Raw genomic sequence first — 20,063 nt, 5'->3', positions numbered from 1 at the left:
CTCAACGTCATGCCTCAACCTCTACTCGTGCGCTGCAGACCTGGCTGAGATGTGCGTTTACGTCTGCACCAGACTGCGTCGTCGGGTCCATTCCGGCAAATTCAATTTTGCAGGCCAGACTACTGAATTCCGGCTCCCACAGACCGCCTTGCAGGCCGTCGCCGCGAATCGCGGGCGTGTCGTAGTAACTCCAGGTCTTGCCCTGATCCGTGCTGATATAGATTTCGATGGCGGGCGACGCGCCCGACCAGTACGAGCCCGCGCGCAGCAGCGTTCCGGCGGGCAGTGCACCGACCGTGACGGGCATCTCGAAGAGCGTCGCGCAACAGCGCGGCTTGCTGCCCGTGACGGTCGCGACCGTGCTCAGCGGCGTGAAGGTCGCGCCGTTGTCCACACTCTGGAAGATGCCGCCGGCGCTGGCGATCAGCTTGCCGTTATCGGCTGCCGGTGCATGACTCAGGCGCACGACGCGAGGATAGAGCGTGCTTTCCGGTATCGCGGTCTTGCCGATGGTCGTAGGCGTACTCGGCGACGAGGAACCGCCGCCGCATCCGGCGAAGAAAACGAGCAGGCAGGACAACGCGAATAGAACGAGCCGGTTCGGGCGCACGGTCGAAGTCTCCGTGGAAGTGGACGGTGTTGATCGGCGGATCGAGTCCGCCGTCGCACGTCGCATGCCGGCTATGAGCGCTGTCCATGTTGTGGGATCACCTGAGATTCCAGATGCCCCAGATCGCGATGCCGAGACCGATCGCGAGACCGATCCCGACGAGAATGTAAGTTTCCAATCCAGCCTCCGAAGATGATTGCATGCAGGCACATCGTCCGGCGATGCTACGTGATGCGCCTTTCATCTTCGTTGCCGCGCGCGGCGATCAGCGTCCCGCCTTCACTTCGGGCTCGCGTCGCGCGACGTGAGGTTCATCGTCGGCGCGCGTGTCGATCGAACGATCCGGGCGGATCTTCAGCGTCATCGCCGTGCCGAGCAGCAGGAACAGCAGCGAGCCCGCGAACGGCAGATTCCAGTTGCCGGTGGCATCGATCACCGCGCCGAACACGACCGGTGAGATGATGGTCGCGAGCGCCGCGCCCGTGTTCAGCATGCCGCTCGCCGTGCCCGCGTGTTGCGGCGCGACGTCCATCGGCACGGCCCAGATCGGCCTGATGGTCAGCTCCAGCATGAAGAACGCGCCCGACAGACACGTCGTCACGATGGTGAGATCGCGGCTCATCATCACGGGAATCATGAAGGCGAACGCGCCGATCAGACTGAACGCGATCACGCCCTGACGCGCGAGCCTGAGACTGCCGGTGCGCTTGAGCACGCGGTCGCTCAACAGGCCGCCGAGCACGTCGCCGACGACGCCCGCGAGAAACACGCCCGAGGAGAAAATCGCCGATTCCTTCAGGTTCAGGCCGTAGCCGTGCAGGAAGTACAGCGGCACCCAGCTGAAGAACAGCGTATTGCTCCACACCTGGCAGAAGTACACGAAGATCGACGGCGACATGCGGCCGAGGATGCGCCGCCACGGCGTCGCCGCGCGCGTCTGCGATTGCGAGGCGATTTGCGTCGGCAGCAGCGCGAGTTCGGTCTCGTTGATGCTGCGATGCGCGCGCGGATCGTCGCGGTAATACAGCACCCACAGCACGATCCACACGGCCGTCATCACCCCGACGATGATGAACGACAGACGCCACGAATACAGCGTCGCGAGCAGCGCGACCAGCGTCGGCGCGACCGCGTTGCCGAGCCGGGACGACGAGTGCGTGATGCCCTGCACGAAGCCGCGATCCTTGGTCTGAAACCAGTTGGCGATGGCGCGCGCCTGCGCCGGCAGCGCCGCGCCTTCGCCGATACCGAGCAGCAGCCGCGCCGCGCACAGCGACGCGAGCCCGCCGACGAGACCCGTCCGTCGCGATGGTCGCGACGACCCAGATCGAGCCGCAGATCAGCAGCGTGCGACGCGCGCCCATGCGATCCGCGAGCCATCCGCCGATGATCTGAAAGATCGCGTACGTATAGCCGAACGCGGAAAACGCTATGCCGAGCGTCGTGTTGGACAGGCCGAGTTCCGCCTTGATCGGACCGGCGGCGGCCGCGAGATTGACGCGGTCGAGATACAGGATGAACGACATCGCGCACAACAGCGCGAGGATCACGCGCTGGACTTGCGTGCGCGCGGGACGCATCGAATGCGAATTCATGGGCGAATTCATGTCTCCTCCGGAGAGGATTGCCGATGCGGCTCGTGTCGCGCCGTCGGTCGTTTTTATGCTTGGCTCAGACGGCCGCGATGTGCGCGGTTTGCTTCGAGCGCGCCATCCGGCAGGCGAGATCGAAGGCGCGCCATCGCGGTGGCGCTGGCTTTGCCCTGGCCGACGATGTCGTAAGCCGTGCCGTGCGCGGGCGTTGTCACCGGAATCGGCAGGCCGCCTTCGACCGTCACGCCGACGTCGAAGCCGAGCAGCTTGGTCGCGATCTGCCCCTGGTCGTGATACATCGTGACGATGCCGTCGAGTTCGGCGGCACGGGCGCGCAGGAAGATGGTGTCGGCGGGATACGGCCCGGACGATGCGAAGCCGCGCGACTGCGCCAGCGCCATGCCCGGCTCGATGACGTCGGCCTCTTCGCTGCCGTAGTTGCCGTGATTGCCGTTATGCGGATTCAGCCCGCACACGCCGATGCGCGGCGCCTCGTTGCCCGACGCGCGCAAGGCCGCCGTCAGCATGCCGATGGCGTCCGCCACCGCTTGCGGCGACAGATGCGCGGAGACATCCTTGAGCGGAATATGCGAGGTCACGCGCGCGGTCCACAGCGGATCGAGCACGTTGAGTTCGCCGCACACGCCGCGATGCTCCAGCAGCTTCGCGAACCAGCGCATCTCGTTTTCTTCCTTCATGCCGCCCGCGCGCAAGGCGCTCTTGTTGAGCGGACCGAAACACACGGCATCGGCCTGGCCTTGCTGCACCATGCGCACCGCGAGCGTCAGCGAATCGAGCATGAAACGGCCGCTCGCCTCGCCGATCACGCCGGGCGCGAACACGGCGTCGCTGCCGGCCCACTCGGGAATATCGAGCCAGTCCGATGCTTGCGGCACGGGCACGCCCGCGGCGGCCGCGCCGCGGGCGAGCGCTTCGCGATTGGAGATGAGCGTGATGTGCGCATTGGCGTGCGTGGCGGGATCGGCCAGCAGACGCGCGATGATTTCCGCGCCGATGCCGGCGGGGTCGCCGATGCTGAGCGCGATACGAACGGGTTGATCGGACATGTAGTGTTGAAAGCGATGGCGGTGGAAGAAGCTCGTTATACAAGCGAGGCGATTGCCTACGATAAGGACAATCGCCGCGCGTGGCCATCGCTCATTCGGCTACGCAGGTTTCGCGTTTTGCGAAACCTGCTGCGCGAGCAGATCCAGTATGGAAAGCGTCGATGAAGAGATCTCGTCGGCGGGCAGATGGCAGAGCAGGAACTGCCGCGTCGGCCAGATGCCTTCGACGTCGTTGCCATCGGCGATCAGCAGAATGCGGAAGCGCTTGCCCGTCGCCAGCGCGCGCGCCACGCCGCGCGGCATCACGCCGATGCCGACGCCTGCCGCGACCATCGCCGTCATGCTGTCGAAGCTGCCCACGCGAATGCGCATGTGCAACGGCCGATCCGCCTGATTCGCGAGCCGTCCGAGCGCGATCGAAATGGCCAAGCCTTCGGTGAGACCGATCACGTCGCAGCCGAGGATATCGTCGACGCTGACTGCCTTGCGCGTCGCGAGCGGATGATGCGGCGTCGCCAGCACGACGAGCCGGTCCTCGCGATACACGCGCGTCGGAAATTCGAGGCGCCCGAGCGACGCTTCGTAGATGCCGATATCGACCAGACCGCGCGTGAGCGCCTGCATCACGCCATGACTGTTCAGTTCCTGCAAATCGATATCGATGCCCGGATGCGTCGCGTGGCAGCGCTGGATATCGTCGGCAAGGAATTGCAGCACGGCGGACGTGCACGCCGCGATCTTCACGATGCCGCGATCGCCCTGGCGGAACGCGGAGGCATCGTCGGCCATGCGCGCGGCGGAGTGGATCATGCTGCGCGCGTGGGCGAGCAGCGCGCGGCCCGCGTCGGTGAGCGCCATGCCGTGCGGACGCCGCTCGAACAGCGCGACGCCGAACTGCGCCTCCAGTTCGCTGATGCGTCGCGAGGCGGCGGCGGGCGCGAGCGCGAGCCGTTCGGCGGCCTTGGTGATCGCGCCGATTTCGGCGGTCGCCTCGAACAGACGCAGCGTGGTGAGATCGAACTGGAGACGGTCGGCGCGACGGAACACGGCATGACGGGAAAAAAGGGGGTGCATCGATTCTAGTTTGAAAATCCGGCGCGTCGATGCATGCGCGTTTTTTTGGATTTTTATGCCGGAATAAGAACGAGCCGCAATCCGGTGGAGTTGCAAACGTTTTGATGGGCAAATAGCCGTCCACATCCGCCCATTCGTCGTGAAAACACGCCAGCGGCACACGGCTTGCGAGTTCTCTTCGCACTAGAACTCACAAAAAGGACGCGATAAAAATGAACAAGATCGCTCACGCCAAGGCTGCACCGTCCCAGCCGCTCAAACGCACTTCGCGCGATGCCGAAGCCGAACTGCTTCATCTCGAATCGATCCTGACGTATCTCGCAGGCGCGCACGCCGATGCGCGTCCGCTCGCGTCGGGCTTCACGTCGGAATACTGGCAGGCGCGTGTCGGCGCGCTCGAAAGCGGGCACATGCTGCTTGCGGCGCAACGCGTGCGGCTTGTCGCGCTGAAGGCGATGGCCGATTCGCTGAGCGCGCCATCGGTTGTAGCGGTGACGGATATCCGGCAATTCGCGGCGTGATCGTCGTGCGGTAGACCCGGCGTATCGAGCGGCTTTTTACGACCTGGAGTACCGTGTGGCGACGTCAAACTCGCTCGCCACTTCACATGTCTTCATCCCGACAACTTCATCTCGGCGCGTTCATGCGCCCGGTCAGCCTGCACACGGGCGCATAGCGTTATCCGGGCGCTTACGCGGATGCCAACTTCAACTTCGCGCATCTGAAGCGCTTCGTGCAGACGCTCGAAAAAGCCTGTTTCGATGCGTTTTTCATGGCGGATCATCTGGCCGTGCTGAACATGCCGGTCGATGCGCTCAAGCGCAGCCACACCGCGACATCCTTCGAGCCGTTCACGCTGCTGTCCGCGCTGGCGTCGGTGACGGAGCGCATCGGGCTGGTCGCGACGGCATCGACGACCTTCGACGAGCCGTATCACATCGCGCGGCGTTTCGCGTCGCTGGATCATCTGAGCGAAGGCCGCGCGGGATGGAATCTCGTCACGACATCGAATCCCGATGCCGCGCGCAACTTCGGCCGCGAAGAACATATGGAGCACGACGAGCGCTATCGCCGCGCGCGCGAGTTCTACGATGTCGTCACGGGCCTCTGGGATAGCTGGGCCGACGACGCCTTCGTGCGCGATCAGCAAAGCGGCCTGTTCTTCGATCCCGACAAGTTGCATGTGCTCGATCATCGCGGCGAGTATTTGCAGGTGCGCGGGCCGCTGAATATCGCGCGGCCGGTGCAGGGCTGGCCGATCGTCGTGCAGGCGGGTTCGTCGGAGGCGGGCAAACAGCTTGCCGCCGAAACGGCGGACGCGGTCTTTACCGCGCAATCGAGCCTCGCCGCCGGCAAGCGCTTTTATGCGGACGTCAAGGCGCGCATGGATAAGGCCGACCGCAAGCGCGATCACCTGAAGATTCTGCCGGGCGCGTTCGTCGTGGTCGGCGAGACGCGCGAGCAGGCGCAAGAGAAGCGCGCGTTGCTCGATACCTTCGTGCACGACGAAAGCGGCATCGCGTCGCTTTCGATCGCGCTCGGACACGATGCCTCGTCGTTCGATCTCGACGGGCCGCTGCCCGAGATTCCCGAGACCAACGCGAGCAAGAGCGCGCGCGAGCGGGTCATCGAGATGGCGCGCGCGGAGAACCTCACGGTGCGTCAACTGGCGCAGCGCGTCGGCGGTTACGCGGGCTTGCAGATGATCGGCACGGCGGCCGATATCGCGGACGAAATGGAACAGTGGCTGGTGGAAGAAGGCAGCGACGGTTTCAACATCATGTTTCCGTATCTGCCCGAAGGCCTCGACGATTTCGTCGAGCAGGTCGTGCCCGAATTGCAGCGGCGCGGCATCTTCCGGCGCGCGTACGAAGGCGCGACCTTGCGCGATCATCTCGGTTTGCCGCGACCCGTCAACCGGTTTTTCGAGCGCTAAGCTTGTTCAGCCTATCTGCGCGTCCGCTTCGGCGCGATGCGCGGATATTGCCGCTTCGCCGACGCGGAACGCCGCCAGTTCATCGGGTTCGCATTGCGCGATCAGGCCGGTTTCCCAGTCGAGATAGGCGCGCGCGGCATCCAGATTGCCGTCGTGCCGGTCGTGCACGAAGAACAGATAGTCGATGCGCTCCGCTTGCGGCAACACCTTGGCGATGCGATCCACCGGCAGGCCCGCGTTCGTCCACGCATCGAGTCCGCCGGTGAATTCCGACACGTCGTGAAAACCGGCCTCGCGCAGATCGTTGGCGACGAGGCGGGTGGCATCGCGCGTGGCGGCATCGGAGAACAGCACGAGCGGCGTGGCGTGATGCGCGTCGGCATCGCGCAAGGTTTGAGACACGCGCGGACGGATCGTCCAGCGCGAACCGGCGGGCCGCGCGACTTCGTGCGCCGCGCTGCCGCGCAGATCTAGGATCACGGCATCGGCGGGGGGGCGACGGAATCGCCGTGTCGTCGATGCGCGGTTCGACGTGCTCGCGCGCGGTCCAGCACGATGCGATCGATGCATCGACCAACGCCGTTTCGAAGCCGAGTTGCACCAGCCAATGCGCGACGACCGGCGCGCGGATACCGTCGTAGTCGATCAGCAGAATCCGCGCGCGACGCACCGCGATGCTGTGATCGCTCGCCTGCACGAGCTGGCCGCCAGGCGCGTGCGTGGCGATCGGCAGGCCGTCGCGGGCATGTTCTTCCGGCGTGCGGATGTCGAAGAGATAGGTCGTGCGGCGCGCGTCGTCAAGCCAGGCGCGGGCCGTCGCGTCGTCGAGCGTGCCGACGCCGAAGCGCCGCGCCAGCGCTTGCGCGCGTTCTCGTGCAAGCCCGCCGGGAGCGAACGATGGTGTATCGGCATAACTGCGCGTGCTGCCGCGTTCGAGTTCGAAGCCCGCGAGCGACCAGCCCTGCGTGCCGTTTTCGAGCGCGAACACATCGCGGCGGATGCCGAGATTGCGTAGCGTCTGCGCGCCGACGATGCTGCGCGTGCGCCCCGCGCAATGGATCACGATGGTCGTATCCGGCGCGCCCGCGAAGGCGTCGATATGCGCGGCGAGTTCGCCGTTCGGCACGCAGACGGCGCCGGGAATCGCCATCCGGCGATGCTCCTCGCGCGTGCGTCCGTCGATCAGCGCGAGCGGACAGCCGCCGCGTTCGGCGCGCCATCGCTGCAATTGCGCCGCGCTCACATGCGGCGTGCCGTATTCGTGTTCGACCAGTTCGCCGAAGGTTTTCGACGCCACGTTGACGCCACGAAATAGCGTGAAGCCGGCGTCGCGCCACGCCTGCACGCCGCCGTCGAGAATCGAGATATCGCCGTAACCGAGCCGATGCAGACGCGCCGCGGCTTTTCCGTCGTCATCGACGAGCACGATGCGCACGCTCTGGCGCGGCAACAGACGCGGCGCATCGAGTTCGAGGCGGCTGAACGGCAGCGGAATCGCGAAGAACGGATGGCCCTCGCCGAACTCGCCGGCTTCGCGCACGTCGAGCAGGGCGATTTCGTCGCCGTCGCCGTCGTTAAGTTGGCGGCGCAGGGTGCGGGCATCGATTGAGCGGAACGCGTCGGGAGCGAAGGGCATGGAGTTCGGACGGGCATCGGTCGAATTCGGGATTCGCCATTCTAGAAACCGCGCCTGGCTTTTCGAACCAAGCAATCGTCAACCATATTCGCGGCGTTTCCGGCGCGCCTGCTTTGCATATCGCCGATGCTGCTATGGCTATCGAAAATGCTTGATTGGCAGCCCGCGCGCGCGGCGGTAGATTGAGCCGATTCTCTTTTCGACGCTTCGACCTTTCGTGACGCTTGCAACCGATATCGCCATTCATGCCTTCGATGCGCCGCTCGGCGCGGAAGTCGTCGGGCTCGATCTGAGCGTGCCGCTCACCGACGAGGATTTCGCCCGCATTCATCGCGCGCACCTCGATCATCATGTGCTGGTGTTCCGCGATCAGCGCATCACGCCCGCGCAGCAGATCGCCTTCAGCCGGCGCTTCGGGCCGTTGCAGATTCACGTGCTGCGTCAGTTCGGTCTCGCGGATCATCCCGAAGTGCTGATCGTGTCGAATATCACCGAGAACGGCAAGCCGATCGGTCTCGGGGATGCCGGTCATTTCTGGCATTCCGATCTCTCGTACAAGGAGACGCCGAGTTTAGGCTCGATGCTGCACGCGCAGGAATTGCCGTCCGAAGGCGGCGACACGCTGTTCGCCAACATGCACGCCGCCTACGATGCCTTGCCCGCGCCGCTGCGCGATGCCATCTCGGGACTGCGCGCCGAGCATACGTATCTCGCACGCTATGCCGAGTTGCAGCAGCGCAGTCCGTGGCGGCCGAATCTCACGGCGGAGCAGATCGCGCAGGTGAAACCGGTCGTGCATCCGGTGGTGCGCACGCATCCGGAGACGGGACGCCGCGCGCTGTTCGTGAGCGAGCATTTCACGACGCGTATCGTCGGCTTGCCCGAGGACGAAAGCCGCGCGTTGCTCGACGAACTCTTCGCGCATAGCGTGAAGCCGGAGTTCGTCTATCGCCATCGCTGGGCGGCGCGCGACATGGTGTTCTGGGACAACCGCTCGCTGATGCATCTCGCCGCCGGCACGCCGGATCATCTGCGTCGCAAGCTGTATCGCACGACGATCGAAGGCGCAAGGAGACATCGAGCGCCGACACCGGTTCGTCGCACACGACGATATCCGGATCGATCGACAACGCCCTCGCGATATTGGCGCGCTGCCGCTGTCCGCCCGACAGTTCGTGCGGCAGGCGATCGGCGAGTTGCGGCGCGAGGCCGACCTGTTCGAGCAGCGCGTCGATCGGTTGCCGCCGGTCCGCGCGCGTGCCGATGCGATGCAGTTCGAGCGGCAGCGACAAGGTCTTGCGCACGGTCTTGCGCGGATCGAGCGCGGACAGCGGATCCTGAAACACCATCTGAATGCGCTTGCGCCACGGCAGCAGACGGCGTGCATCGAGCCGGGCGATATCGACGCCGTCGAGCCGCACTTCGTCCTGATCGCTGTCGATCAGGCGCACTAGCGCGCGGCCGAGCGAACTCTTGCCGCAGCCGGATTCGCCGACGAGCCCGACGGTTTCGCCGCGCGCGACGGCGAGCGTGACGTCGTCGACGGCGGTCAGCACGCCGCGCCGGGTCCGGTAGCGCACGCTGAGGCGCTGGATATCAAGCATGAACATGCCTCGCATCGATCAGTGGGGATTCGTCGGCGCACACGCAGCGCACGCCGCCGTTGCGTTCGTCGTGTTCGTCGTGTTCGTCGTGTTCGTCGTGTTCGTCGTGTTCGTCGTGTTCGTCGCGTTCGTCGCGTTCGGTGATGGCGCGCCAATCGGGGACGTCGTCGCGGCAGCGCGCTTGGGCGAAGGCGCAGCGCGGCGCGAATGCGCATCCGCCGGGCGCGAGTCCGGGCGCGGGCACCGCACCGGGGATTTCGGAGAGCCGCGTGCGTTCGCTTGCCGCATGCGTCGGCGACGGACGCGTGCGCAACAGCCGTTGCGTGTACGGATGCAGCGGCGCATCGAACAGCGCATCGACGGGACGCTCCTCGATCTTGCGTCCGGCGTACATCACCGCGACGCGATGCGCCAGTTGACCGACGATGCCCAGATCGTGCGTGATCAGCAGCAGCGCCATGCCGGTCTGCTTCTGCAGCGACGCGAGCAACGCGAGGATTTGCGCCTGAATGGTGACGTCGAGCGCGGTGGTCGGCTCGTCGGCGATCAGCAGACGCGGTTCGCCCGCCTGCTCCATCGCGATCAGCACGCGCTGACGCATGCCGCCCGAGAGCCGGTGCGGATAATCGTCGTAGCGGCGCGCGGGTTCGGGGATGCCGACCAGCCGCAGCAGTTCGAGCGCCTCGCCGCGCGCCACGCGTCCGCGCACGCCGCGATGCAGCGTCAGCGCTTCGACGATCTGCCGTCCGATCGTGCGCACCGGATTGAGCGCCGACAGCGGATCCTGAAAGATCATGCCGATGCCGCCGCCGCGCAACGCGCGCCAGCCGCGTTCGTCGAGCGCGCCGAGATCCGTGCCGCCGAAGCGCAGTTGCGCGGCGCTCACGCGTGCATCGGGCGCGTCGAGCAGGCCCATCAGCGCGAGCGCGGTGGTGGACTTGCCGCAGCCGGATTCGCCGACCAGCGCGAGCGTTTCGCCCGCCGCGATGTCGAGCGACAAACCGTCGACCGCGCGCGCCGCGCCGCCATCGCGCGAGGCGAACGCCACGTTGAGGTCCTTCACATACAGCAGCGGCGATGCGCTCATATGCCACCTCGCCGCGCGCCGCGACGGCGCGGATTGGCCAGATCGTTCAGGCCGTTGCCGAGCAGATTCAGGCTCAACACGGTGACGAGCACCGCGCCGCCGGGAATCGCCGTCATGTACCACGCGGTTTGCAGCGCCTCGCGCCCCGAGCCGATCATGCTGCCCCAGGTCATGACGTTCGGATCGCCGAGACCCAGGAAGGACAGCACGGCTTCGGTGAGGATCGCGTTGCCAGCGAGGATCGAGATCATCACGACGGCGGGCGTCATCACATTCGGCAACACATGCGTGAAAACGATGCGCGCGCGACTCATGCCGATCACGCGCGCCGCCTGCACGTATTCCGCGCGGCTCACGCGCAGCGCTTCGGCGCGCACCAGCCGCGCCACTTGCGGCCAGCTCGTCAGCGCGACGGACAGCACGATGGTCGCCACGCTCGGCCGCACGACCACCACCATCACGATGGTGAACAGCAGCGCGGGCATGGTCTGGAAGAATTCGGTGAGACGCATCAGCGCTTCGTCGACGAAGCCGCCGTAGAAGCCCGCGACCGCGCCGATCGCCGCGCCCGCGAGCGCCGCCAGCACGCCCGCCGCGATGCCGATTTCGAGCGACACGCGCGCGCCATAGGCGATGCCGCTCAGGATGTCGCGTCCCATCATGTCGGTGCCGAGCGGAAAGCCAGCTTCCGCGCCCGGCCACACGAAGGGCATGCCGACCATGTCCATCGGATCGTAAGCGGTGAGATGCCGCGCGCTCAGCGCGATGCCGAGCACGGCGAGAAACAGCAGCGCGCCCGCGACGAGCGAAGGCGCTTCGCGCGCGGTACCTACTGCGCGGATAGCGGTAACGGACCGGCTCATCGCTCCACCTCGATACGCGGATCGAACCAGCCGTACGCCAGATCCGCCAGCAGATTGACGGCCAGCACCAGCAGCGAACTGACAAACAGAATGCCGAGCAACAGATTGAGATCGCGCGACGACACCGCATCGAGCGCGAGCTGCCCGAGGCCGGGCCAGCTGAACACGGTTTCGATCGCGACGGAGCCGCTCAGCAGCGTGCCGAACTGCAGCGCGCTCATCGTGACGATGGGCAGCAGCGCGTTCGGCACCACATGCGAGAGCACCGTGCGAAACCGCGAGACGCCCTTGGCGCGCGCCGTGCGCACGAAATCCAGTCCGGCGACTTCGAGCACCGATGCGCGCATCAGCCGCGCGTAGATCGCGAGATAGTAGGCGGCGAGGCAGAACACCGGCATCGCCATGTGCGTGGCGACGTCGCCGATATATGCCCAGCCGTGCGTGGCCGCGCCGAGCGTCGTCATGCCGCCCGACGGCAGCCAGTGCAGATGCGCGGAAAACAGCACCATCAGCATGAGGCCGAGCCAGAACAGCGGCGTCGCGAAGCCGAGCGTCGAGATGACGGAGACCGCCACGTCGAGCGCGCGCCAGCGCGATACCGCCGCGAGCGTGCCCGCCGCGCAGCCGATCACGAGCGCGATGACCAGCGCGCTCACCAGCAGCAAGGCGGTCGCGGGCAGGCGTTCGAGAATCAGATGCACGACCGATTCGTTGTAGCGGAACGACCAGCCGAGATCGAAGTGCGCGAGGCGCTTCAGATACGCGGCGAACTGGATCGCGAGCGGCTGATCGGTGCCGAACTGGCGGCGCAATTCCGCCATATATTCGGGCGTCGCGGCGCCCGCTTCGCCGGCGATGACATCGGCGAGATCGCCGGGCGCGAGACGCAGCCAGAAGAAGTTGCTCACCGCGATCACGACGATCAGCGGCAGCGCCTGCATCGCGCGCCGCAGCGGATACGGCCAGGGCTTGCGCGGCGTCGTGCTCATGACGCGGCGGGCGCGCCGAGACCCACGTCGTCGAGCGACGCGTACACGCCGATCGGTGTCGTATTGACGTTCTGCAAACGCTTCGAGTAGATGCGGAAGAATTTGAGTTCGGCAAGATTGATCGACGGCACGTCGCGCTGCGCCAGCGACTGCAACTGATGGATCGCCTGCGTGCGGCGCTGCGGATCCTGCTCGGTCTGGATCGTTTCGATCAACGCATCCATTTCCGGCGATGCATAGCCCGAGCCGTTGCTCCACGCCGCGCCCGCGATGATGTTCTTCGACCAGAAGCGCCGGATCACGCCGATCTGCGGATCGGCGAAGGCGGCGTAGAACGCGCTCATCGTGTCGAAATCGTGCTCGGTGAAGACCTTGCGCAGATACGTCGGCAGGTCGTAGTTGACGAGCGTCACCTCCACGCCGATGCGCTTCAATTGCTGCTGGATGAACATGCCCGCGCGCTGATAATCCTCGCCGTAAGTATGGTTCAGATGATTGAAGCGCAGCCGCACGCCGCTCGCGTCGCGATGCAAACCGGCCTCGTCCAGCAAGGCTTCGGCGCGCGCGGGATCGTAGGCGTATTGCGGCGTATCCGCCGTGTAGAAATTCTTCTGGTAACTCGGCACGGGTCCGGTCGCGGGCGTGGCGAAGCCGTAGAACACGGCTTGCGCGAGCTGCTTCGTGTTGATCGCATGCGCGATGGCGCGGCGCACGCGCACATCCTGAAAGCGCTTCTGCCGCAGATTGAAGTCCATGAAGAACATCGGCGCGTTCGAGCGCCAGCCTTTCGAATCGACGACCAGATTCGGGTTTTGCTCCAGCCGCCGCGCCTCGATCAGCGAGACCGGCGTGAGCGGCGCGTAGTGCACGGCGCCGTTTTGCAACGCGACGCTGCGCGCGCTGGCATCGGGAATGATGCGGAAAATCAGTTCGTCGACGCGCGGCTTGCCGTGATCCCAGTAGTCCGGATTTTTCGCGAGCCGGATAAAGTTGCCGCGATTCCATTCCTTGAACACGAACGCGCCCGTGCCGACCGGCTTGGCGTTATAGGGATTCGTCAGCGGATCGGTGCCGGCGTACAGATGCTTCGGGAAGATGAATGCGGACGACGTGTCTAGATACGCCCAGATCACCGGCGAAGGCTGCGCGAGCCGGAACACGGCGGTATGCGCATCGGGCGTATCGACGGCGGTGATCTGCGCGAAGGTCGGGCGCGCGATCGGATGCACCTTCTTCGATACTTCCATGATCGAGTACTGCACGTCGGCCGAAGTGAAGGGCGTGCCGTCGTGCCACTTCACGTCGTCGCGCAATGTAAACGTGATGGTGCGGCGATCCGCGGATTCGGTCCACGATTTCGCCAGTTGCGGCACCGGCCTGAAATTCTCGTCGTAGGTAAATCAGGCCATCGAATAGATTGCTCGATACCACATTGGTCGGATTCGCGGGCGTCGAGCCCGAGGCGAGCCCGGCCGGTTCCGGCAGCGTATTGGCGACGAGCATGGTGGGACCGGCCGCGGCGTGCGCCGTGTTCTGTGCGATCGATGCGAAATCGGCGAGCAGGCCGGCGCCTGCAAAAGCGCTGCTTTTGACGAGGAATTCTCTACGGGTTGGCATGTGCGAGGACGAAACGTTGCAGCCGGAAAGGGCTCCGGCCGTTGGAACTGAGCATGCTAGAGCGGGCGATGCCGCATCGGAACGTATTAAATGTACGAACGCCATCAGCGGCGCGGTGGAATGCTTTCCACGCTCGCATCGATGAAGAAATGGCGTTTCGTTGGTTTGATCGCGTGCGGCGCGGCGTAAGAATCGCCGTACGAGGCGACATCTCGCGCCCTCTTTCTCACTTCCACGATCCGATCCTATGAAGGCGTCTTTTACGCATCGCCGGCCGCGTGTTGCCGGTGTGGCCGGTCTGTCAGCGCTTGCCGCGAGCGCGGCGATTGCCGTTGCGCTGCTAGGCGGCTGCAAGCCCGCGCAGGAGCAGACACAAGCGGCGTCGAACGTCAATACGCAGTCGAGCCGTCAGGAAATCACGTATTTCAAGTATCCCGACAACCCGGCTTTCGATCTCGTCTATCTCGCCGACAAGCTCGGTTATTTCGACGGCACCAGTATGCGTCCGAAGTATGTCGGCAAGATCTCCGCGCCGCAGATCATTCCGCTCGTTGGCACCGGCGAGATCGATTTCGGCACGCGCATGGTGCCGCTGGTCATTTCCGCGATCGCCAGCGGCACGGATATCAAGGTGGTGTCGGCGGGCGGCGAGACCTTGCCCGATGCGCCGCACATGAAGTACTTCACGCGCAAGGACTCGGGCATTCGCGGGCCAAAGGACTTCGAGGGCAAAACGGTCGCGTTCAACAGCTTCGGCGCGTGCGCGGAGTTCGTGACGAAGAAATATCTGTCGCAGAACGGCGTGGATGTGTCGAAGGTGAACTGGCTGGTCGTGCCGGATAACCAGTCGCAGCAGGCGCTGGTGACGAAGAACGTGGATATCGCGATCATCCATCCGCCGTTTTCCGGTTCTGCCGAAGCCGATCCGCAACTGCACAAGCTCTGGAGCGACTGGGACGAGGATCGTGGTCTGGGCGGCATGGCGCCGTACAGCGTGAACGGCGCGTTCGCGCGGGCGCATCCGCAGGCGGTGAAGGACTTCGTGACGGCCATCGCGCGGGCGGGGAACTGGGTCAATGCGCATCCCGACGAAGCGCGCAAGCTGACGGCGGAGCGGCTCGGCATCGACGAAAAACTGGTCGAGCGCTATGCCTATGTGAAGGATCTGGTCGTCACCGAGGCGCCGATTCAGTACTACATCGACATCCTCGAACAGGCGGGCAAGATTCCGAAGGGCAAGGTCGCCGTCAAGGATGTCTACACCAACGAATTCAATCCGTACGCGAAGCAGGCAACCGCCGTCGCGACGGTGCCGCCGAAGGGGAATCCGTCATGAGCGCGCGGGACAAGATCGTCGCGCGCGATCTCTCGCTGACCTACGCCAACGAAGCGACCGGCACGAGCCATACGGTGCTCGACGGCTTCGATCTGAACGTGCGCGAAGGCGAATTTTTCGTGCTGCTCGGGCCGAGCGGATGCGGCAAATCCACCTTTCTGAACGTGCTCGCGGGTCTCGCGCCGCAGACCTCGGGCGAACTGTCCGTCGATGGCGAAGCGGTCCACGCCGCGCGACGAAAGCTCGGTTTCGTGTTTCAGGGCTATGCGCTGTTTCCGTGGCGCACTGTGCGCAAGAACGTCGAGACGGGACTGGAGATTCGCGGCGTGAAGCGCGCCCAGCGACGCCTCGAAGCGGAGCGCTTTCTGCGTCTGGTCGGCCTGCTCGATTTCGCCGATCACTATCCGCATCAGCTCTCCAGCGGCATGCGTCAGCGCGTGGCGATCGCGCGCGTGCTCGCCTACGGTCCCGACATTCTGCTGATGGACGAACCCTTCGGCGCGCTCGATGCGCAGACTCGCGAAACGCTGCAACAGGAGTTACTCGGCATCTGGGAGCAGAGCGCGAAGACGTGGTGTTCGTCACGCACAGCATCGACGAGGCGATCTTTCTGGCGGATCGCGTGGCGATTATGGGGCGCGGGCCGGGTCGCGTGAAGGAGATTCTCGAGGTCGATCTGCCGCGTTAGCGCGATGCGTCGATTCGGCATGGCGCGGTGTTCGTCGCCTTGCGTCAGCGTGCGTGGGCGAGTCTCAAACGCGAACTCGCCGACGAGCGCGACGCGCTTACATTGACGGAGGCTTAAGGTGGCCAGACAGGACGGTGTGGTTTCAATCTTCATCGGCGCGAATGCACGACGGGCGCGACGTTGGCAGCCGGGCACGCGTCGGCGGCGCGCGAGCGTCAGGATCGCGTTCGAGCGCTCCATCGCGCTGATCGTGTTCGCACTGCTGTGGGAATTGCTGCCGCGGCTCGGGATCGTGAGTCCGGCGTATCTGAGTCCGCCGTCGCAGGTGGCGGTAGCGATCGCGCATCTCGTCGATAGCGGCGAAGTCTGGAAGCATCTCGGCGCGAGCGCCTTACGCTCGATCAGCGGACTGCTGCTCGCGGTGATCGGCGGTGTCGTGTGCGGCTTCGCGCTCGGCTGGTTCCGGCGCGCGGAACGCATCGTCGATCCGCTTTATCAGTTGCTGCGGCAGGTGTCGGCGTTCGCGCTGTTTCCGGTGTTCATGCTGTTTCTGGGCATCGGCGAATCGTCGAAGATCGCGATTATCGTGTGGGCGGCGTTCTGGCCGGTGCCGCTCAATACCATTTCCGGCGTAAAGCAGGTCGAGCGCGTGTTTATCGACTGCGCGCGGACGATGGGCGCGACGCAAGGCTTCATTTTCGCGAAGGTCGTGCTGCCCGCCGCGCTGCCCGAGATTCTGACCGGCATCCGGCTCGCGGGCGCGTACAGCATCACGGCGCTGGTCGCGGCGGAAATGATCGGCGCGCGGTCGGGGCTGGGCTTCTACACGCTCAATTCGCAGGAAACGTTTCAGATTCCCGATATGTACGCGGGCATCGTGTTGCTGGCGCTGTTCGGGCTGCTGATCAACAAGAGCCTGTCGATGCTCGAACGGCGGCTGCTGCGCTGGCGCGTGGGCCTTGCGCAGAATGGCTAAAGGCGGCGTCGTCGCGACGCATGCCGGCGATTGGCGCGCGGTCTGCGCGGCGGCGTTGCTGTGCATCGGCGTGTGGGCGGCGAGCCGCTTCGATCGCGACGAACGGCCGTTTGCGCAGGCGGTCGCGCGCGGCGTGCTGGTCGTGGCGGTGCCGTCGCGGCCCGCGCCGACGCTCAACGTCGGCCACGTCGATCGCACGGTGCGCGCGCCGGATGACTACGCCGCCGCGCTGGCCGCAGACATCGCGCGGCAGGCGGGCCTTCCGCTTCGCCTGATCCTCGCCGATACCGATGCCGCGCGCACCACCATCGCCGGCGGTGGCGCGGATATCGCCATTGCCGGTTTGCCGTTCGCGCCGGATGCAGCGGTTGCGTTCGCGCCGACCGCCTACACGTCGGGACGCGGGATCGCGCTGGTGCTGCGTCACGGCACGGTGAAAGACTGGCGCGATCTCGCGGGCCGGTCGATCTGCGCCGCGCGAGGCAGTCCGTATGCCGCGCGCGGCGCACGGCGCGGGCATGCGGACGTGTTGTCGTTCGATCGCCCGCTCGATGCCTTGCTCGCATTTCAGGCCGGCGATTGCGCCGCGCTGATCGACGACGAATTGGTGATCCGCAAGCTGCTGAAGCAAGCCGATTGGGGATTGGGCGTATTACCGCACCTTGCCCGGCGATGTCGCGGCACAACCGGCATATATCGCGTCGGCGGGCGGCGATACGGCGAGCGCGGCGTTCGTCGATCGCATCGTGCAAGGATGGCGGCGGCAGCGCTGGCTCGCGACCGTGCGCGAAGACGAGGCAACGCGCCTCGCCTTCGAGATGTTCAACGTGCAGAACGATCTGTACTGTCACTGACGTCGGTTTTCGGCGTGCTAAAGCGCTCGTCGTGACCGTCGCCATTCAGATAGAACGCGCCGATGGCCGCTTCGCGCAGGCTCGCCGGATTGTGCGATGCCAGCACGCGCGCGTTGCGCCAGTAGCGGTCGAAGCGGCGCGTTTCGCTCGTCGCCGATGCGCCGCCGACTTCGAATAGCAGCGTCGCGGCTTCCAGCGTCTGCTCGATGACGATCTGCTGCACCTGAAACGCCTGAATATCGAGGCGGATATAGGCATCGGTATCGGCGGTGCCGAGTGCGCGGGCCGTGCCGATCGCATCGAGCGAGGCCGCCAGCGACGCGACGATGCTCTGCGTCGAATAAGCGAGACTCGCGAGTCTGCCGATCACGCGCTGAACCAACGGATTGTCGCGCGGACTCGATGCGCCCGGCACGCCGAAGGTCCGCGTGCGCTCGAGGACGAAGCGCGTGGCGTCGCTCAGCACGGCGCGCCCGATGCCCGACAGATTCGCCAGATGCACGAGTTGGTAGTAAGGCGTCTGAAGCGTGTCGCGGCGCGGCTTGCTCGCGTCGAAACGCTTGTGCAACTGCGCGGCGGGCACGCGGACATCGTGAAAACGCGTGGTACCGCTGCCGCTCAGGCGCTGGCCGAAGCCGTCCCAGTCGTCGACGCGCTCGAGGCCCGGCGTATCGGCGGGAATCAGCACGCGCACGTCGCTCTCGCAGTCGTGCGCGGAGGCATCGATCCAGTCGGCGTAGAGCGAACCGGTGCTGTAGTACTTTTCGCCGTCGAGGACGAGATCGTCTGCCGTCGCGCGTGGCGGCGAGCGTGTTGCGCGTCTGTCCGCTGCGCTCCGACACCGCGCCGCCGACGATCGCGCCGCGCACCACGCGTCCGAACCAGTGCTCGCGATGCGCTTCGTTACCGCTCTCGATCAGCCCTTCGACGAAACCGCCATGCACGCGCAGGATTTGCGGCAGGTTGGAATCGGCTTCGCCCAGACGCGCGATCAGCGCGAACAACTGCGTCAGCGTGATGCCTTCGCCGCCGTATTCGCGCGGCACGCGCAGGCGCGTGAAACCGGCGTCGCGCAGCCAGTTCAGTTCTTCGTGGGCGAGACGGCGGCCCTGTTCGCGCTCGACCGCGCCCGCCGCGATCCGGTCGAACACCGGCTGAAAGCGTCGGACGAGGGCATCGGCGCCGAACAGCAGCGCGGCGTCGGCGATATCGATGGGAGCATGCGGATGGGCGTGTGCGGTCATGATGAGCTTCGGAATCAAACCCGCACGTTAGGCATGCGCCGCGCGCGACGCAACGAAGCATTCGTTCGATCGTTATGACGTCATGGGCGGCCTGGTTTCGCGCTCGACGCCTGCTTCTCGATATCCTCCGCGAACTTGCGCAGCAGGCGCACGAATTCGTCCATCTCCTGCTGTTCCCAATCCGCGAACAGCGCGCGGCCCATGCGTTCGCGCGCCTGATCGACGGCATCGGTCATCGCCTTGCCTTTCGGCGTGACGACGACGCGGCGCACGCGGCCATCGGTTTCGTCGGCACGCCGTTCGACCAGACCGTGGCTTTCGAGCTTGCCGACCTGGCGGCTCATCGTCGTGTGGTCGCGGCCCACGCGTCCGGCGAGATCGACCATGCCGATCGGACCGAAGCGCTCGACCGTCACCAGCACCGGAAACAGCGCGCGATCGAGCGCGATGCCCGACGCCTGAACCATGCGCTCGTCCACCTCCGGGCGATTCATCACCCCGACGATGCGGATCAACGCGAGATGCAGTTCGCGGATACGACCGGAAATATGTGCATCTTGCATATTTTGTTTCGACGACATACCATTCCTCCTGTTGTGTGCATATTACACATATCGGAGTGAACCATGACGAAGAATGCGGACACGGACATCCTGATTTGTGGCGCGGGCGCGGCGGGCCTGACGCTTGCCATCGAACTGGCACGCCGGAACGTGCCGTTTCGCGTGATCGAAAAGCGCGACGGGCCGTTTCAGGGCTCGCGCGGCAAGGGCATTCAGCCGCGCACGCAGGAGATTTTCGACGCCCTCGGCCTGATCGACCGGCTGGTGGCGACGGGCGGCGCGTATCCGCCGCAGCGCGAATATCGCGACGACGGCAGTCATGCCGAT

The 20,063-nt window shown here is 65.5% G+C and carries 17 protein-coding genes and 6 pseudogenes; 10 read left to right on the top strand and 13 right to left on the bottom strand.

From position 1 onward, the window contains the following. Window positions 1-7 precede the first annotated feature (7 nt). From BVER_RS16115 to BVER_RS16100, 4 genes and pseudogenes are all read right to left on the bottom strand, one after another. On the bottom strand, window positions 8-610 hold the full coding sequence (locus tag BVER_RS16115; RefSeq protein ID WP_050454175.1) for a beta propeller repeat protein: 603 nt from the start codon (window positions 608-610) through the stop codon (window positions 8-10). Between the two features lie 265 nt (window positions 611-875). Then, a pseudogene (locus BVER_RS16110) lies at window positions 876-2,190 on the bottom strand (MFS transporter). 80 nt (window positions 2,191-2,270) lie between these two features. Next, the gene (locus BVER_RS16105; protein WP_332309118.1) at window positions 2,271-3,269 is read right to left on the bottom strand and encodes a 4-hydroxythreonine-4-phosphate dehydrogenase PdxA; all 999 of its coding nucleotides are present in this window, start codon (window positions 3,267-3,269) and stop codon (window positions 2,271-2,273) included. A gap of 99 nt (window positions 3,270-3,368) precedes the next feature. Further along, window positions 3,369-4,343, bottom strand: coding sequence for a LysR family transcriptional regulator (locus BVER_RS16100; protein WP_050454174.1), 975 nt, complete (start codon window positions 4,341-4,343; stop codon window positions 3,369-3,371). A gap of 212 nt (window positions 4,344-4,555) precedes the next feature. Between BVER_RS16100 and BVER_RS16095 the strand changes: the two genes are divergently transcribed. Further along, a complete protein-coding gene (locus tag BVER_RS16095; RefSeq protein WP_050454173.1) occupies window positions 4,556-4,864 on the top strand; it encodes a hypothetical protein in 309 nt (102 codons plus the stop codon). Window positions 4,865-4,950: 86 nt separating this feature from the next. Then, window positions 4,951-6,279 (top strand): annotated as a pseudogene (locus BVER_RS16090) (LLM class flavin-dependent oxidoreductase). A 6-nt stretch (window positions 6,280-6,285) separates the two neighbouring features. Here the strand turns inward: BVER_RS16090 and BVER_RS35650 are convergent. Then, window positions 6,286-6,759: a rhodanese-like domain-containing protein gene (locus tag BVER_RS35650; protein ID WP_332309117.1), complete on the bottom strand. Its 474-nt coding sequence runs from the start codon at window positions 6,757-6,759 to the stop codon at window positions 6,286-6,288. A 127-nt stretch (window positions 6,760-6,886) separates the two neighbouring features. Here BVER_RS35650 and BVER_RS35645 point away from each other — a divergent pair, with 127 nt between their 5' ends. Continuing rightward, window positions 6,887-7,294: a hypothetical protein gene (locus BVER_RS35645; RefSeq protein ID WP_332309116.1), complete on the top strand. Its 408-nt coding sequence runs from the start codon at window positions 6,887-6,889 to the stop codon at window positions 7,292-7,294. 16 nt (window positions 7,295-7,310) lie between these two features. Then, window positions 7,311-7,655, top strand: coding sequence for a hypothetical protein (locus BVER_RS35640; RefSeq protein WP_332309115.1), 345 nt, complete (start codon window positions 7,311-7,313; stop codon window positions 7,653-7,655). A gap of 11 nt (window positions 7,656-7,666) precedes the next feature. Here the strand turns inward: BVER_RS35640 and BVER_RS35635 are convergent. Beyond that, window positions 7,667-7,915 (bottom strand): annotated as a pseudogene (locus BVER_RS35635) (rhodanese-like domain-containing protein); the annotation flags it as partial. A 190-nt stretch (window positions 7,916-8,105) separates the two neighbouring features. Between BVER_RS35635 and BVER_RS30210 the strand changes: the two are divergent. Next, window positions 8,106-8,981: pseudogene (locus tag BVER_RS30210) on the top strand (TauD/TfdA dioxygenase family protein); the annotation flags it as partial. Between the two features lie 34 nt (window positions 8,982-9,015). On the opposite strand, the pseudogene BVER_RS16070 reads toward BVER_RS30210, so the two are convergent. The 5 genes and pseudogenes from BVER_RS16070 to BVER_RS16050 all read right to left on the bottom strand — a co-directional run. Continuing rightward, window positions 9,016-9,519, bottom strand: a pseudogene (locus tag BVER_RS16070) (ATP-binding cassette domain-containing protein); the annotation flags it as partial. Beyond that, window positions 9,512-10,606 (bottom strand): ABC transporter ATP-binding protein, encoded by a 1,095-nt coding sequence (locus BVER_RS16065; RefSeq protein WP_083452209.1) that lies wholly within the window; start codon window positions 10,604-10,606, stop codon window positions 9,512-9,514. The gene BVER_RS16065 and the pseudogene BVER_RS16070, both read right to left, overlap by 8 nt. Continuing rightward, window positions 10,603-11,469 carry an ABC transporter permease gene (locus tag BVER_RS16060; protein WP_050454170.1) on the bottom strand — a complete coding sequence of 289 codons (867 nt, stop codon included), beginning with the start codon at window positions 11,467-11,469 and terminating at the stop codon, window positions 10,603-10,605. Before BVER_RS16060 ends, BVER_RS16065 begins: the two co-directional genes overlap by 4 nt. Beyond that, window positions 11,466-12,458 (bottom strand): ABC transporter permease, encoded by a 993-nt coding sequence (locus BVER_RS16055; RefSeq protein ID WP_050454169.1) that lies wholly within the window; start codon window positions 12,456-12,458, stop codon window positions 11,466-11,468. The genes BVER_RS16060 and BVER_RS16055 overlap by 4 nt, the downstream gene beginning before the upstream one ends. Further along, entirely contained in the window at window positions 12,455-13,831 is a 1,377-nt protein-coding gene (locus BVER_RS16050) for an ABC transporter substrate-binding protein (RefSeq protein ID WP_232316573.1), read from the bottom strand. Before BVER_RS16050 ends, BVER_RS16055 begins: the two co-directional genes overlap by 4 nt. Before the next feature lie 491 nt (window positions 13,832-14,322). Between BVER_RS16050 and BVER_RS16045 the strand changes: the two genes are divergently transcribed. The 4 genes from BVER_RS16045 to BVER_RS16030 all read left to right on the top strand — a co-directional run bounded on the left by BVER_RS16045 (window position 14,323) and on the right by BVER_RS16030 (window position 17,964). Next, window positions 14,323-15,411: an ABC transporter substrate-binding protein gene (locus tag BVER_RS16045; RefSeq protein ID WP_083452208.1), complete on the top strand. Its 1,089-nt coding sequence runs from the start codon at window positions 14,323-14,325 to the stop codon at window positions 15,409-15,411. After that, on the top strand, window positions 15,408-16,067 hold the full coding sequence (locus tag BVER_RS16040) for an ABC transporter ATP-binding protein (RefSeq protein ID WP_370444258.1): 660 nt from the start codon (window positions 15,408-15,410) through the stop codon (window positions 16,065-16,067). Before BVER_RS16045 ends, BVER_RS16040 begins: the two co-directional genes overlap by 4 nt. Window positions 16,068-16,319: 252 nt before the next feature. Then, a complete protein-coding gene (locus BVER_RS16035) occupies window positions 16,320-17,075 on the top strand; it encodes an ABC transporter permease (protein WP_232316574.1) in 756 nt (251 codons plus the stop codon). Continuing rightward, on the top strand, window positions 17,068-17,964 hold the full coding sequence (locus tag BVER_RS16030) for a substrate-binding periplasmic protein (protein ID WP_050454167.1): 897 nt from the start codon (window positions 17,068-17,070) through the stop codon (window positions 17,962-17,964). The genes BVER_RS16035 and BVER_RS16030 overlap by 8 nt, the downstream gene beginning before the upstream one ends. On the opposite strand, the pseudogene BVER_RS16025 reads toward BVER_RS16030, so the two are convergent. Both BVER_RS16025 and BVER_RS16020 read right to left on the bottom strand, forming a co-directional pair. Next, window positions 17,898-19,173: pseudogene (locus BVER_RS16025) on the bottom strand (acyl-CoA dehydrogenase family protein). The gene BVER_RS16030 and the pseudogene BVER_RS16025 overlap by 67 nt on opposite strands. An 80-nt stretch (window positions 19,174-19,253) precedes the next feature. Next, window positions 19,254-19,754, bottom strand: coding sequence for a MarR family winged helix-turn-helix transcriptional regulator (locus tag BVER_RS16020; RefSeq protein ID WP_050454166.1), 501 nt, complete (start codon window positions 19,752-19,754; stop codon window positions 19,254-19,256). A gap of 45 nt (window positions 19,755-19,799) precedes the next feature. On the opposite strand from BVER_RS16020, the gene BVER_RS16015 reads away from it, so the two are divergent. Further along, a partial coding sequence (locus BVER_RS16015) for an FAD-dependent monooxygenase (protein WP_157056078.1) occupies window positions 19,800-20,063 on the top strand: 264 nt, incomplete at its 3' end.

Source organism: Candidatus Burkholderia verschuerenii, from assembly GCF_001189365.1.
Classification (GTDB): Bacteria; Pseudomonadota; Gammaproteobacteria; order Burkholderiales; family Burkholderiaceae; genus Caballeronia; species Caballeronia verschuerenii.
The sequence above is the reverse complement of the archived record's forward strand: the minus strand, read 5'-3'. Positions and strand labels throughout refer to the sequence as shown.

What these genes read in the sequence shown, in the direction of transcription:
- BVER_RS16060 (WP_050454170.1), bottom strand. Translation starts at nt 11,469, where the DNA reads ATGAGCCGGTCCGTTACCGCTATCCGCGCAGTAGGTACCGCGCGCGAA.
- BVER_RS16100 (WP_050454174.1), bottom strand. Translation starts at nt 4,343, where the DNA reads ATGCACCCCCTTTTTTCCCGTCATGCCGTGTTCCGTCGCGCCGACCGT.
- BVER_RS16095 (WP_050454173.1), top strand. Translation starts at nt 4,556, where the DNA reads ATGAACAAGATCGCTCACGCCAAGGCTGCACCGTCCCAGCCGCTCAAA.
- BVER_RS35645 (WP_332309116.1), top strand. Translation starts at nt 6,887, where the DNA reads ATGCGCGACGACCGGCGCGCGGATACCGTCGTAGTCGATCAGCAGAAT.
- BVER_RS16030 (WP_050454167.1), top strand. Translation starts at nt 17,068, where the DNA reads ATGGCTAAAGGCGGCGTCGTCGCGACGCATGCCGGCGATTGGCGCGCG.
- BVER_RS16020 (WP_050454166.1), bottom strand. Translation starts at nt 19,754, where the DNA reads ATGTCGTCGAAACAAAATATGCAAGATGCACATATTTCCGGTCGTATC.
- BVER_RS16055 (WP_050454169.1), bottom strand. Translation starts at nt 12,458, where the DNA reads ATGAGCACGACGCCGCGCAAGCCCTGGCCGTATCCGCTGCGGCGCGCG.
- BVER_RS35640 (WP_332309115.1), top strand. Translation starts at nt 7,311, where the DNA reads ATGCTGCGCGTGCGCCCCGCGCAATGGATCACGATGGTCGTATCCGGC.
- BVER_RS16040 (WP_370444258.1), top strand. Translation starts at nt 15,408, where the DNA reads ATGAGCGCGCGGGACAAGATCGTCGCGCGCGATCTCTCGCTGACCTAC.
- BVER_RS16065 (WP_083452209.1), bottom strand. Translation starts at nt 10,606, where the DNA reads ATGAGCGCATCGCCGCTGCTGTATGTGAAGGACCTCAACGTGGCGTTC.
- BVER_RS16045 (WP_083452208.1), top strand. Translation starts at nt 14,323, where the DNA reads ATGAAGGCGTCTTTTACGCATCGCCGGCCGCGTGTTGCCGGTGTGGCC.
- BVER_RS16105 (WP_332309118.1), bottom strand. Translation starts at nt 3,269, where the DNA reads ATGTCCGATCAACCCGTTCGTATCGCGCTCAGCATCGGCGACCCCGCC.